We start from the raw sequence: 12396 nt of genomic DNA, 5'->3' as shown, positions 1-12396 counted from the left end.
GTCCTGGCCCCCGCCCCCGCCGCCGACCGCCCCCTACGGCGACGGCGGTTCCGGGTCCGGTCCGGGCGGCTGGGGTTCGTCGTACCAGCAGCCGGCGCCGAAGTCCGGCCGCGGACGCGGCGGTCTGGTCGCCGCGGTCCTGGTGGCCGCGCTGTTCGCGGGCGGCCTGGGCGGCGGGCTCGGCTACGTGCTGGCGAAGGACAACGACGAGAGCACCGGTTCCACGACGGTCTCGGCTTCCGCGAACGGCGGTGACGTCAAGCGCGACCCGGGCACGACCGCGGGCGTTGCCGCCAAGGCGCTGCCGAGCACGGTCACCATCCAGGCCGAGAGCACCAGCGGCGAGGGCGGTACCGGCACGGGCTTCGTCTTCGACAAGCAGGGCCACATCGTCACCAACAACCACGTGGTGGCGGACGCGGTGGACGGGGGCAAGCTGACGGCGACGTTCCCGAGCGGCAAGAAGTACGACGCCGAGGTGGTCGGTCACGCGCAGGGCTACGACGTGGCGGTCATCAAGCTCAAGGACGCCCCCTCCGACCTGAAGCCGCTCACCCTCGGCGACTCGGACAAGGTGGCCGTCGGCGACTCGACCATCGCCATCGGCGCCCCGTTCGGCCTGTCCGACACGGTGACGACGGGCATCATCAGCGCCAAGAACCGCCCGGTGGCCTCCAGCGACGGCAGCGGCAGCCAGGCGTCGTACATGAGCGCCCTGCAGACCGACGCCTCGATCAACCCGGGCAACTCCGGCGGTCCGTTGCTGGACGCGCGGGGCAACGTCATCGGCATCAACTCCGCGATCCAGTCGACCGGCAACGGCGGCTTCGGCACCGGCCAGTCGGGCTCGATCGGTCTGGGCTTCGCCATCCCGATCAACCAGGCCAAGTACGTGGCCCAGGAGCTGATCAAGAACGGCAAGCCGGTGTACGCGAAGATCGGCGCGTCCGTCTCCCTGGACGACAGTGCGGGCGGCGCCCAGATCTCCAAGGAGGGCGCGGGCGGCGCTGCCACACCGGTCGAGCCGGGCGGCCCGGCCGCGAAGGCGGGCCTCAAGTCCGGTGACGTCATCATCAAGCTCGACGACCGGGTCATCGACTCCGGCCCCACCCTGATCGGTGAGATCTGGACCCACCAGCCCGGCGACAAGGTCACGATCACCTACGAGCGCGGCGGCAAGCAGCGTACGACCGAGGTCACCCTGGGATCCCGCGTCGGCGACAACTGACCCCCACCCGCCCACACCGACCCGTTACCCTTGTCCCCGCGCCGCCGATCAACGGTCGGCGCGGGGAGGCGTGCCCGAGCGGCCGAAGGGAACGGTCTTGAAAACCGTCGTGGCAGCGATGTCACCGTGGGTTCAAATCCCACCGCCTCCGCGCAGGTCATAGATGTTGCAGGTCAGAAGGGGTGTCTCTCGCTGAGGGGCACCCCTTCTGCATGGGGTCTGTCTCACCTTGATCCGGCTGTGTCGCGTTGTTGATCAGTGCGTGTGGACCAGCTGTGGACCAGCTCTGGCCTGTGGGACAGCCCTGCTTGCAGGTAGTCCGCTCCCAACGCGGAACCATCACGTTGACGATTCAGACGGGGGCCATGCTCCATAGCCCTCTTGAGCAACCTGACGCCTGGCTGGTTATGCCGCGGTTTCTGTGATTAGGACGGCGGCGGTGACCGGGCCCGGGGTGTCAGTGGTGGCTGCGTCGGCTACGGCGACCCGGACGGCGCGAGCGACTTCCAGTGGATGGTGTCCGGGGGCGACCGCGAGCTGGACCTCGATGTGGCGGCTGGGCGGATCACCGTCGTGCCTCACCCTGATCGGGCGGCTTCCCAGCACGTCTGTGAGGCGGGCGACTCCCGGAACGGCCGCCGCGACGTCGGCCAGTTTCCCGGTGGGGCCTGGCGTGGGTCCTGTTCCTGTCGCCGGGGGCGAGTTTCGTACGGCTGCGGCTTCCGGCTGGGGCTTCATGGCCCTCCTTGCGGTCTGCGACCTGACGGTTGTCTCCGGGCCTTCATGGAGATCCGTGACGCGCAAGTCGGTCGTCACGACGGCCAGGCCGAGCCTTTCAGCGGCCGCGTTGAGCAGTGCGCTCCTCAGTTGTTCGGCGGTGTGAGGCAGTGGCTGCCTGAGGGATGCCGTGAAGGCTGCCTCCATCCTGAGCGGGCCAGGCGGTAGCGCGCTGGCCGGCGGACGGACGGCCGGCTCGGACACGGGCTCGAACGGTGCCGACCCAATGCGCAAGGTCTCCACCCGGACACCGGGAATCTCAGCGGCCGCCCGCCCGAGGGCCCGGACGGCTACTTGCTCGGTGATCCATGTCCCGTCGTCGGGCCCGCCGACCGGGAGCAGTCGGCCCAGCTCGAGCTGGTGCCGTACTGGCGGCGTCCACGCCTCGGTCACCGGCTTCTCACCCTCTCTCTTCCATGGCCGCGGTTCTCTTCCTGCCGCACTGCACCCGGAGTGTCCGCGAGGGCCTCGGGTGGGGACGCTCGGGCCACTTGTTTAGGCCATCCGTTACGATCCACACTTAGGGCAAAAGGTACTAATGAAATATAATCAGAACAAACGGTATCTGAGGGCTTCTTGAGGGAGGGATATCCGGATGACTGAGAACGCCGGTGCAAGGCACGGTGGTGCGCCCGGTTCCCGCGGCCGGACGGTCATCGCCGATGTGGTGGTGGAGAAGATCGCGGGAATGGCGGCACGGGACGTACGCGGCGTCTATGCCCTGGGCAGCGGATTCGCGCGCTCGATGGGCTCCATGCGGGAGAGGATGCCCGGCGCCGGTAGTGGCAAGTCCGTCACACGCGGGGTCAGCGTCGAGGTCGGCGAGTTGCAGGCGGCCATAGATCTGGAGATCGTCGTCGACTACGGCATCTCGATCACGGACGTGGCCGGTGCGGTGCGGGAGAACGTGATCTCCGCAGTGGAACGGCTGGCGGGCCGGGAAGTCGTGGAAGTCAACATCATGGTCAGCGACGTGAAGCTCCCCGACGAGGAGGACGAAGGGGAAGAGCGGCAGCGGATCCAGTAGCCGGGGCGGAGCAGCCCGCGTGAGTTAAGGAGCGCGTGATGAGCAGGGCATTGGTGGGTTTGATTGCGGGAATGGCGCTGGGTTTCGCCGCCTACTTCGGCAACTTCTGGGCTTTCCTGCTGGTGCTCGGTCTGGGCGTCGTCGGTCTCGTGGTCGGGCGGTTGATGGAAGGTGATCTCGAACCGGGCGACTTCGTCCGCCGCCGAGACCGGCAGGAACGGATCCGCGATGACCGGCGACGGGCTCGGGGAGACTGGCGGCAGTGACCGGTGAAGCCGACCGGTGAAGCTTCCCATTGATGCTGGACACCTGGAAACTGGGACGTGAGGTTCCAGAGGAAGTAGTGCCAGGTGGGAAGCAAGAGCAACCGCAGCAGGCGGTACACGGAGGAGTTCAAGCGGGACGCGGTCGGCCTCGTCCGTTCCTCCGGCAGGACCGTCACCGAGGTGGCCCGGGAGCTCGGGGTCAGCGCCGAAGGGCTGCGGAACTGGGTCCGGCAGGACCAGGCCGACCGCGGCCAGGGGGCGCCGGGCGAGCTGACGACGGCCGAGCGGGAGGAACTGCGCCGACTGCGTCGGCAGAACCGTGAGCAGGCCGAGACGATCGAGGTGCTGCGAAAAGCGGCGGTCTTCTTCGCGAAGGAGAGCGATCGATGACCGCGGTCTACGCGTTCATCGAGGCGGAGAAGACCACCCCCACCGTTGCTCTGCTGTGCCGGCTGCTGAAAGTGGCCCGGTCCTCGTTCTACGCCTGGCGGTCCGGGGCGAAGGCCCGCGCTGAGCGGAAGGCCGCCGACGACGCCCTGGCGCACGAGATCACCGTGCTGCACATCGCCTCCCGGCACACCTACGGCGTCCCCAGGATCCATGCTGAACTGCGGCGGCTCGGCCACCGGGTCAACCGCAAGCGTGTCGAGCGTGTGATGCGCGAGCGCGGCATCGCCGGGGTCACCCGGCGCAGGCGACGGGTCTGACCCGTCCGGCAAAGCGGGCCGTGCCGGCGGTCGACCTGCTCGGCCGCGACTTCACCGCACCCGAGCCCGGCACGCGGCTGGCCGGCGACATCACGTTCATCGCCACTGACGAGGGCTGGCTCTACGGGGAGGAATACGCAGGTTGGGGCTGCGGCAAAGCATGGGAAGAACAGGGTCCTGTTTCGACAACGCCGCTGCCGAGTCCTTCTTCGCGGTCCTGAAGGAGGAGATCGGCACCCGCCGCTGGCCCGACCGGGCCACCGCCCGCGCCGAGATTTTCGCCTTCATCGAGACCTTCTACAACCGCAGGCGGCTGCGGAAACACCCTCACTGGGGCTACCTGACCCCGCTGGAGATCAGGCAGCGACACGAGCAAGGACACGCCCTCGCGGCGTAAGTATGGAGTGTCCAGCATCACGGGGAAAGTTCACCGCGACCGTCACCCGATCAGTGGCACGCTGAAAGAGGTCGCTGATGCGGACGAATTGACAGCTCCGCGGCGGGTTGCCGCACGACAGGGGCAGTCATTCGGCTCAACATTCATCATACGTTGCTTGATGCATATTGATTGATTCCTGCGACACCGCCCGAGTGAATCGTCACTGGTGGCAGGCGCCTGCGTAATATTCCGCCGACAGAAGAGGCGGTTCTGTTCGACGCGGAACGCCGGAGCCCCCCCATAGGAGTTGGAAACTCAATGACACTCAACATCCCCGAAGTGCCACAACGGCGCACATTGATGGCCTGGATCGCGGGGGTACTCACTCTGCTGGTCGCTGCCGCCGTTGTGGCCGTGACGCCTATGCGAGCCGATGCAGCGACATTCGTGGATCTGGGTGAGGCGGAAAGCTACGCGGTACTGGCCGGTTCCACGGTCACCAACACAGGACCTTCTGTGGTCACCGGAGACGTCGGTGTATCTCCGGGAACGGCCATCACCGGATTCCCGCCCGGGACGGTGGTCGACGGGACGATCCATGCGGGCGCGGCGGCGGCAGGAGCACAGGCCGCCCTTGGTACGGCGTACGACGACGCCTTCGGCCAGCCCACGGAATTCAACCTTTCCGCAGCACCCGTGACGCCCACGCTGATTCCGGGCACCTACGCCGTCGAGTCCGGTCTCCTGGTCAACGGCACCTGGACACTGGATGCCGGGGGCAACCCCGATGCCGTCTGGGTGTTCAAGGTTCCGGCGGGCTTGACGACGGCGTCTGGGAGCAACATCGTCCTTCAGAACGGCGCCCAGGCGTGCAACGTGTTCTGGGTAACCGACGAATCGGCCACGCTCGGATCGGACTCCAACTTCGTGGGCACCCTCATGGCGCTCACCTCGATCACTGTCAACAGTGGGGCGACCGTCGAGGGCCGAGTGCTGGCCCGCAACGGGGCCGTGACGCTGGACAACAACGTGATCACCAGGCCGGAGTGTGACACCACCACCACGACCACCGGCGATGCGGCGACGGGCGATGCGGCGACGGGTGACGCGGCGACGGGCGATGCGGCGACGGGCGATGCGGCGACGGGTGACGCGGCGACGGGCGATGCGGCGACGGGTGACGCGGCGACGGGTGACGCGGCGACGGGTGACGCGGCGACGGGTGACGCGGCGACGGGTGACGCGGCGACGGGTGACGCGGCGACGGGTGACGCGGCGACGGGTGACGCGGCGACGGGTGACGCGGCGACGGGCGATGCGGCGACGGGCGATGCGGCGACGGGTGACGCGGCGACGGGTGACGCGGCGACGGGTGACGCGGCGACGGGTGACGCGGCGACGGGTGACGCGGCGACGGGCGATGCGGCGACGGGCGGACACGACTGTGACTGCCACAAGCCGGGAAAGCCCGGTCACGGTGGTAAGCCGGGAAAGCCCGGTCACGGTGGTAAGCCGGGAAAGCCCGCTCATGACAAGGAGTCGGGCGGGTACGGGCTGCCCAATGTGCCTGAGGTGCCCTTCCAGTACTGAATGTGAGACGGGCGGCGCGCGGCGGATCGTCATGGAATTCCGTCGCGTGCCGATGCGGAAGCAGGAGCAGCGGGTGTGAGCAGTCAGGTAGGGAATGACCGGGTGGGGCCGTGCTGAGAGGTGCTGATTCGACATACGTGAAGGACGCACGACAGACCAGCGCTGAATCAGCAGCACGGAATGGTGACGGGGAACCGGTTGACTCCCGGGGGGATTCGGGGCCGCCCCGCCCACTGAGCGCCGTAACGGGAATCGCGGTGGCCCTGTGCCTGGCGGTGACTCTGGTCCATGTACTCCTGGTGTTTCTGTACGTGGCGCCTCCGAACGTCATCTCGCAGGCGTACAGCCGACAGGTCAATGCGTGGGTCCGGCCCTTTTTTGAGCAGAACTGGCGGCTTTTCGCCCCGAATCCTCAGTCGGCTAACCGGCAGATTTCTGCGAGGGTCAGCCGGACGGGACCGGACGGCACAACACAGGCGGGTGGCTGGATCGATCTGACCGCTGCGGACGATGCCGCCGTCAAGCACAATGTCTTTCCGAGCCATACGGCACAGAACATGCTGCGCCAGGCATGGAATGCGTACCTAAAAACGCACGGCAGCGACAACCGGCCGCATTCGGAGCGGGCTCTGATGATTGAGAAGTATCTGCGCAACATCGCGGCGGAACGCGTCGCCGCGCAACAAGGCGGCGCCTTCGACTCCATCCAGTTGCGGGTGATCTCACGGCCCGTCGCCGCGCCTGGCGCAGTGGGTGTAAATCCTCCGGCGACCACGGCATCGACGCGGGCCCAAACGCGGTATCTGCCCTGGTGGAAGGTGGCCTCTCATGGAACGGACTGAACAGCGACCGGTTGCGGCGCCCACGGCGTCCGCACGGGTAACCGAACGAGCAGCCGTGCGCATGTCGCAGCGTGTGCTCGACGGGGCCCAGATGGTCGTCGCGCGCCTGACCGAGCGGCCGGTGTCCCTGTACGCGGCGGCGGTGATGCGCATCGGGTACGGGCTGCTCTATCTCGTCTTCCTGCTCCGCGAGTTTCCCCACCGCCACGACATGTGGGGCCCGGATGCACCGTGGACGCCCGCGCTGGCCAGGCAGATGTTCGACCAGAGCGGGTGGGTCAGCGTCCTCACCCTGTCCGACAGCCACGTGTACTTCGAGGTCTGCTACGCCATGGCCCTGGTGACGTGTGCGCTGTTCCTGCTGGGCTGGCGGACTCGAGCGGTGTCCGTGCTGTTCGCGGTGGTGGTGGTGTCGTTCCACGCCAGGGCGATCTACATGGCCGACGGCGGGGACAACCTCATGGTCCTCATGGCTGTCTACCTCGTCTTCACCGCGTGCGGCCGGCGCTGGTCCCTCGACGCCCGCAGGACCCGGCGCCAGGCGTCGGCGGGTAGGACCGCAGGCCCGCGGAGTTGCCGCCTCCGGCACCATCTCGGCGACGCCCGCGTCATCCTGACCACCGTGCTGCACAACTGCGGCATGTTCGTCATCGCCGCCCAGGTCTGCTTCCTCTACGGATGCGCGGGCCTGTACAAGGTGCAGGGTGCGAAGTGGGGTGATGGCACCGCCCTTCACTACGTCCTGAGCATCGACCTGTTCCGGCCCTGGCCGGAACTGTCCCAGATGATCGCTGGCCATCATGTGCTGATCGCCGTCGTCGCCTACCTGACGGTGCTGGTGCAGGTCGCCTTTCCGTTCACCCTGTTCAGCAGGATGAAATACCCGGTCCTGCTTCTGCTGTTCGGCATGCACGTGAATATCGCGTTGCTCATGGGGCTGCCACTTTTCTCCGGCGCAATGATCGTTGCAGATGCCGTGTTCCTGCCAGACCGCTTCTACCGCGCTCTGGGACGGCTGGGGCGGCGTGCCTTCCAGCGCACAAGTGGCATAGGAGCCGAAGCCCTGATCGGGACTACACCCGCAGTGGTACCGCCGCAGCCCTCGCTGAAGTAAGGGTTCCCACGCATATGGGCCGGGAGAGAGCAGGTGGCTGTGCCCGGCAGGCAATGGCGGTTCTTCGCGACAACCTGGTAGAGGCCAGGGGCCATCCAGTTGACAGGCCTCAGCCGAAGAACAACCCGAGCCACCACCAGCGCTTCCGTCCGCACATCAGCACGGCGGACAGGGCACGCGGTCCACCGTAGACCTTGCCGCCGGCAGGGCTGATCCAAAGAACCTCGCGGTCGTCGACAAGCCGCAACCCAGACATGAAGATCACGATCTACAGCTGGAGTACTAAGCAGGAGGCCGCCATCTCAGTTGGAACGTCAGCCAAAGGAGGTCGACATTCCCACCACCAGGAAGTGTAGGCGCCGGGTCGGACATTGTCCTGCCCCAAAGATCGGCTACGCAGTCCGGAAGCGTGCACGCATACGCGGTCAGGTCGCAGAACGCCCAACTCGGCGCCAAGCCCGGCGTAACCGTGGTGTGCCCTCCGTTTCGTGATCACGTAGTCCGAGGCGGGCGAGCGGCCTAAGGCATCGTTTCTGATGGCGTGATCATTGAGCTCTTTCAGCGCTGCCGTTCCAGAGTGAGGACTGCCGCGGAGATGGACGGCATTCGATTCGGACTGCACCGGGACCTGCGGAAGATCCGCCACGGCTTCAGTCGTGCGACGCCACGCTCGACCGGCGCCCGTGCTGTGGACAGCGTTCGGTTGACGGTGTGCTGGGTCGGTGTGAGGTCGCGGCCCGGCGGGCGTCTGAGGGGGGGCGACACCCAGGGGCCGGCTCCAACGGCACGGGAGCCTCGTCCGTTTCGGGCATCGACCCCGTCACCCGATCAGTGGCCACGCTGAAAGAGCTCACTGGCCCCCACTAGGAGCACCGCTGGGTACGATCTGTTGCTCCTAGGGCGCAGGCTGGCGCAGGGAGGTGCGCGGCTTGCCGCAGCGGTGCCCCCCCAATGACCGTCCCTTCACCAGCGCGTGGGCCATGTGTGGGCCACACACCCAGCAAAGAACAGTCACAGCAACGCTGGCCAGCAGGTTTCTGGTGCGGGCTTGACGCTCTTGAACCGTCGTGGCAGCGATGTCACCGTGGGTTCAAATCCCACCGCCTCCGCGCGAAGAGCACTGAGAACGGCCCCCGACCTGGGTGTTTGGTCGGGGGCCGTTCTCATGTCCGTCGCGGCTGCGCGGCGCGTCTGAGTATCTGTGCTCATGTGCCGTGCCCGCCGGAACGCCATGCTGACCGCATGTACTCAGCAGATCGTCACACGATGACGGGACGGCAGCGGCCTTGAGGCAGGCGAGTGATCCATCAACCGGCGGGCAGCTGGGGGTCAGTGGTGTGCTGCTCGTCATCGACTTCGTGGTCATCGCCTGGATGGTGTACGGCTACGGGATGGCGGGATGGGCGGACGGCTACGAGAGCGACGGTGTCGTTCCGACGGGTGCGACGCAGGCGGCGTCGACGGCGGCGTGGCTGCTGGGCGGCGGCGCAGTGCTCACGGGCGGTGGGCTCCTCGCCCTGGGGTGGCGTATCCCGGGCGTCGTGCAGTTGGTCGTCCTGGGAGGCGGGGCGGCGTACTTCTCCTCACTCGCTGCCGGTTGACAGAGCGCCTCCCCTCGTCTGAGCTGGGGCGGAGCGACCTCGCCACAGCTGAGAGGCATTCCTTCCGCATGGGGCGACGGCGACCGGCTCTCCATCGTCTTCAGCCTTGAGACCCCACCACGCAGGAGTGTCATGACGAACACCAAGGCGCGCACGGCCGCGCTCATCACCCCCGTCGGGCGGGATGCCCAGGACGAGGCGAGGGCGCTGGCCGCGGACGGTCGTACGGGCAAGGCCGCGCGCCGGTTGCGCAGGGGCTCCTGGCTGAAGCGGGGCCCGGCCCGGGAGGCCGTGGAACTGCTGGCCGGGGGGCACACGTTGCCCACGAGCAACGCCCAGGCGCTGGCCGCCCTGCGTCAACTCGACGCCGGGCTGGTCGAGGAGCTGACCGCTCTGCTCGACGACGGCCAGCAGATCGCCGCGGTCAAGCTGCTGCGCGAGCGGACCGGTATCGACCTGGCCGGTGGCTATCACCTCGTCCTGGAGCTGGGCGGCCGGCCGGCTGAGGACTGAGCACCACGATCACACTGGTGGTGCAGGCGCCGTAGGTGTCAGGTCGTGGCAGGTGTACCACTCCGTGCCGAGCAGCCGTTCCCGTTCGGGCGCGGGGAGGGCGGCGATCAGGCCCGGAACGGCTCCCCGTGCCACCTCCGTGCGGTGGGCCAGGACCGCCGCGGACTTCCGGTCCAGCCATGGGATGACGTCGACGGTGGCGCTGACCCGTTCGTCGGGGACCGTGCGCAGCGCTTTGCCCGTGGGGGCCCAGTGCGCGCCCCACGCCCGGAGGGCCGAGTGCGGGTGCGTGGCCAGGAGCAGGGCGCTCGGCTGCCACGGCTCTCCGGCGTCCGGGCCGAGCGCGGGACGCGGGAGTCGGCGTAGCCCAGCATGCGTGGCGGGCCGGCGCCCAGGATGCCAAGCGCCTCGGCCAGTTCGGTGGCGCGCGGGGTGTCCGCCGACCAGGTCGTCGTCACGGCGGCCGAGCGCGCGCCCGCCGCGGTGTTGCGGGCGAGGACGCCGCCCGCCGACAGGGACTCGTCATCGGGGTGGGCGAAGACCGCGAGAAGGCTCGGTGCCGGCATCGGCCCTCGCTACGGCAGGTCCGGTGCCGAGCGCGGTGACTCGGTGATGCTGATGGCCTGGCTCGGGCACTTCTCCACCGCCTCCAGGATCTCCGGGTCCTCGCCCGTCTGCTCGCGGCCCGGGCGGACGACGCCGAAGCCGTCGACGAACTCGAAGACGGCCGGTGCCCGGTGAGCGCACTCGGCGGAGCCGTAGCAGAGATCGCGGTCGACAGAGACCTTCATGCCGTTTCGTCCCCCTCCTGACGGCGTCGGGAGCAGGTGGCCGTCGGGAGTCTGCCTGCCCAGCACGCCGTCGGCTGAACCGGCCCGGCTACCGCGCGCCCCCGGCGGTCGTCAGCCAGTGGGCGACCCGGCGTACGGCGGCCTCGTCGAGCCGTTCGGCCAGGGCCTGGACGGTGGTGTCGTCCTCGGGGGAGAGGTCGTAGAGGCCCGCCTTGGTCAGGCCGGCCATGAGGACCTGGTGGCGGCGGCCGGTCATCCGTTCCGCCAGTGTGGCCGGTTCGCCGGGGGAGGGCTCAGGGTCCGGCCGGTGCACGGGGGTCTTCTGCGGCGGGGTGTCGAACCGATGCCACGCGCCGTCCTTGGGCCCCCACAGGGCCACCGTCACCTCGTCGCCCCGGGCTCGCACGGCCCGGGTCATCTCGCCGAGGGCGTACAGCACGGGCGAGCGGTGGGGCGACTGCGCTGCCGTACGCCAGGAGCCCGCGGCCGGCCGGTAGAACAGCGCGACCCAGCGTGGAGCACCCTGCGGTCGTGGGCTCTCGGGACGTGACTCCACTGCGCTCACCCCTGTACATCGCTCCGAAGCGGTGCGGCAGGGCGACCATAGCTGACGGGTCGTCAGGTATCCAGGGTCCGCCGAGAGCTCGGTCCGCCGGGGGCGAATCGAACGGTCCGCCGGGGTTGCCGGGCGGGGTCCGCCGGGGAGGATCACCACGTCGTCCGGTACCGGTCCCTCCCCTCGTGGGGACCGGTACCGAACGGTGGGGCTGTGGTCGTCCGGCTCGGACGGCAGCTGACCGAATGAGCCCGCTGTCGCGTCCGGATCCTGCCATTTTCGGCCACCGGGGAGGAGTCTCCGGCGGTCAGCGGAGGGCATTACCGCAGGTCAGCCATATAAAGTGAGCTTTCCGGTCCGGACGTCCAGGCGTGGGAAGTAAGGAGCTGAGGCCTTGAGTTCCGACTCGGGGGCACGCACCGCCTTCGCGGAACGCCTCGCACTGCTGTACAAGGAAGCCGGCAACCCTCCTCTCAAACGTGTGTCCGAAGCGGTCGTCCGGCTCCAGCGGGTCGACGAACGCGGGCGGCCCGTGCGCGTGTCCGCCCAGCGCATCAGCGACTGGCGGCGGGCCCGGAACGTACCGGCTCAGTTCCCCGCTCTCGCGGCCGTGCTGCAGGTGCTGATCCCCGAGGCGCGGCGCTCGCGGCCCACGCCGGTCTCCCCCGGCCTGTACGACCTCGGCCAGTGGCAGCGGCTGTGGGAACGCGCGGTGGCCGACCCGGTCGGTGAACGGCCCGCGGCGTCCGCGGCGTCCGCGTCCGGGGAACGGTCTGTGGACGGGGCCGGGTCCGCGCCCGGCGGGGTGTGCCCGTACCGCGGGCTGGCCTCCTATCGCCGGGAGGACGCCCGGTGGTTCTTCGGCCGGGAGCGGAGCACGGACGCGCTCGTCACCCAGCTCGGGGCCGCCGTGGGGACGGGCGGCCTGGTCATGCTCGTGGGCGCGTCTGGGGCGGGGAAGTCCTCACTGCTGAACGCCGGTCTGGTGCCCGCCCTGCGGGACGG

General features: G+C 68.7%; 16 protein-coding genes, 1 tRNA gene and 2 pseudogenes. 13 read left to right on the top strand and 6 right to left on the bottom strand.

Features of this window, described 5'->3' with window-relative positions:
- On the top strand, positions 1-1228 hold a 1228-nt coding region (locus tag C1J00_RS26815), incomplete at its 5' end, for a S1C family serine protease (protein WP_245936521.1).
- Between the two features lie 64 nt (positions 1229-1292).
- A tRNA-Ser gene (locus C1J00_RS26810) sits at positions 1293-1379 on the top strand.
- A 254-nt stretch (positions 1380-1633) separates the two neighbouring features.
- Here the strand turns inward: C1J00_RS26810 and C1J00_RS26805 are convergent.
- On the bottom strand, positions 1634-2398 hold the full coding sequence (locus C1J00_RS26805; protein ID WP_102911590.1) for a hypothetical protein: 765 nt from the start codon (positions 2396-2398) through the stop codon (positions 1634-1636).
- Between the two features lie 202 nt (positions 2399-2600).
- Between C1J00_RS26805 and C1J00_RS26800 the strand changes: the two genes are divergently transcribed.
- The 8 genes from C1J00_RS26800 (at position 2601) to C1J00_RS26765 (ending at position 7930) form a co-directional block, all read left to right on the top strand.
- Positions 2601-3032 (top strand): Asp23/Gls24 family envelope stress response protein, encoded by a 432-nt coding sequence (locus C1J00_RS26800; RefSeq protein WP_102911589.1) that lies wholly within the window; start codon positions 2601-2603, stop codon positions 3030-3032.
- A gap of 38 nt (positions 3033-3070) precedes the next feature.
- Positions 3071-3298: a hypothetical protein gene (locus C1J00_RS26795; protein ID WP_102911588.1), complete on the top strand. Its 228-nt coding sequence runs from the start codon at positions 3071-3073 to the stop codon at positions 3296-3298.
- A gap of 84 nt (positions 3299-3382) precedes the next feature.
- Positions 3383-3688, top strand: coding sequence for a transposase (locus tag C1J00_RS26790; RefSeq protein ID WP_102911587.1), 306 nt, complete (start codon positions 3383-3385; stop codon positions 3686-3688).
- Complete coding sequence (locus tag C1J00_RS26785; RefSeq protein WP_102911586.1) at positions 3685-4005, top strand: IS3 family transposase; 321 nt, start codon at positions 3685-3687, stop codon at positions 4003-4005. The genes C1J00_RS26790 and C1J00_RS26785 overlap by 4 nt, the downstream gene beginning before the upstream one ends.
- A 142-nt stretch (positions 4006-4147) precedes the next feature.
- Complete coding sequence (locus tag C1J00_RS26780; protein WP_281262774.1) at positions 4148-4402, top strand: integrase core domain-containing protein; 255 nt, start codon at positions 4148-4150, stop codon at positions 4400-4402.
- A gap of 300 nt (positions 4403-4702) precedes the next feature.
- On the top strand, positions 4703-5974 hold the full coding sequence (locus C1J00_RS45495; protein ID WP_219728375.1) for an ice-binding family protein: 1272 nt from the start codon (positions 4703-4705) through the stop codon (positions 5972-5974).
- A 257-nt stretch (positions 5975-6231) separates the two neighbouring features.
- Entirely contained in the window at positions 6232-6816 is a 585-nt protein-coding gene (locus tag C1J00_RS26770) for a DUF5819 family protein (RefSeq protein ID WP_102911584.1), read from the top strand.
- 61 nt (positions 6817-6877) lie between these two features.
- Positions 6878-7930 carry an HTTM domain-containing protein gene (locus C1J00_RS26765; protein WP_245936520.1) on the top strand — a complete coding sequence of 351 codons (1053 nt, stop codon included), beginning with the start codon at positions 6878-6880 and terminating at the stop codon, positions 7928-7930.
- Between the two features lie 109 nt (positions 7931-8039).
- Here the strand turns inward: C1J00_RS26765 and C1J00_RS45490 are convergent, their stop codons facing one another.
- Both C1J00_RS45490 and C1J00_RS26760 read right to left on the bottom strand, forming a co-directional pair.
- The gene (locus C1J00_RS45490) at positions 8040-8186 is read right to left on the bottom strand and encodes a hypothetical protein (protein ID WP_180989714.1); all 147 of its coding nucleotides are present in this window, start codon (positions 8184-8186) and stop codon (positions 8040-8042) included.
- 302 nt (positions 8187-8488) lie between these two features.
- Positions 8489-8710: pseudogene (locus tag C1J00_RS26760) on the bottom strand (transposase family protein); the annotation flags it as partial.
- Between the two features lie 506 nt (positions 8711-9216).
- Here C1J00_RS26760 and C1J00_RS26755 point away from each other — a divergent pair.
- Both C1J00_RS26755 and C1J00_RS26750 read left to right on the top strand, forming a co-directional pair.
- Positions 9217-9531 (top strand): hypothetical protein, encoded by a 315-nt coding sequence (locus C1J00_RS26755; protein WP_102911583.1) that lies wholly within the window; start codon positions 9217-9219, stop codon positions 9529-9531.
- A gap of 132 nt (positions 9532-9663) precedes the next feature.
- Complete coding sequence (locus C1J00_RS26750; RefSeq protein WP_102911582.1) at positions 9664-10044, top strand: hypothetical protein; 381 nt, start codon at positions 9664-9666, stop codon at positions 10042-10044.
- 9 nt (positions 10045-10053) lie between these two features.
- Here C1J00_RS26750 and C1J00_RS26745 read toward each other — a convergent pair.
- The 3 genes and pseudogenes from C1J00_RS26745 to C1J00_RS26735 all read right to left on the bottom strand — a co-directional run bounded on the left by C1J00_RS26745 (position 10054) and on the right by C1J00_RS26735 (position 11391).
- Positions 10054-10610: pseudogene (locus C1J00_RS26745) on the bottom strand (PIG-L deacetylase family protein).
- Positions 10611-10619: 9 nt separating this feature from the next.
- Positions 10620-10835: a ferredoxin gene (locus tag C1J00_RS26740; RefSeq protein ID WP_102911581.1), complete on the bottom strand. Its 216-nt coding sequence runs from the start codon at positions 10833-10835 to the stop codon at positions 10620-10622.
- Between the two features lie 88 nt (positions 10836-10923).
- On the bottom strand, positions 10924-11391 hold the full coding sequence (locus tag C1J00_RS26735) for a hypothetical protein (RefSeq protein WP_245936519.1): 468 nt from the start codon (positions 11389-11391) through the stop codon (positions 10924-10926).
- A 394-nt stretch (positions 11392-11785) separates the two neighbouring features.
- Between C1J00_RS26735 and C1J00_RS26730 the strand changes: the two genes are divergently transcribed.
- The coding region (locus tag C1J00_RS26730; protein WP_146046260.1) for an ATP-binding protein at positions 11786-12396 on the top strand (611 nt) is incomplete at its 3' end.

The organism is Streptomyces cahuitamycinicus (assembly GCF_002891435.1).
In the GTDB taxonomy this organism is placed as follows: domain Bacteria; phylum Actinomycetota; class Actinomycetes; order Streptomycetales; family Streptomycetaceae; genus Streptomyces; species Streptomyces cahuitamycinicus.
This window is presented reverse-complemented; position numbering and strand designations above follow the sequence as displayed.

Bases quoted from the DNA above. Each gene is read 5' to 3' on its own strand.
- C1J00_RS45495 (WP_219728375.1), top strand. From the start codon at position 4,703: ATGACACTCAACATCCCCGAAGTGCCACAACGGCGCACATTGATGGCC.
- C1J00_RS26765 (WP_245936520.1), top strand. From the start codon at position 6,878: ATGTCGCAGCGTGTGCTCGACGGGGCCCAGATGGTCGTCGCGCGCCTG.
- C1J00_RS26795 (WP_102911588.1), top strand. From the start codon at position 3,071: ATGAGCAGGGCATTGGTGGGTTTGATTGCGGGAATGGCGCTGGGTTTC.
- C1J00_RS26785 (WP_102911586.1), top strand. From the start codon at position 3,685: ATGACCGCGGTCTACGCGTTCATCGAGGCGGAGAAGACCACCCCCACC.
- C1J00_RS26740 (WP_102911581.1), bottom strand. From the start codon at position 10,835: ATGAAGGTCTCTGTCGACCGCGATCTCTGCTACGGCTCCGCCGAGTGC.
- C1J00_RS45490 (WP_180989714.1), bottom strand. From the start codon at position 8,186: ATGTCTGGGTTGCGGCTTGTCGACGACCGCGAGGTTCTTTGGATCAGC.
- C1J00_RS26750 (WP_102911582.1), top strand. From the start codon at position 9,664: ATGACGAACACCAAGGCGCGCACGGCCGCGCTCATCACCCCCGTCGGG.
- C1J00_RS26800 (WP_102911589.1), top strand. From the start codon at position 2,601: ATGACTGAGAACGCCGGTGCAAGGCACGGTGGTGCGCCCGGTTCCCGC.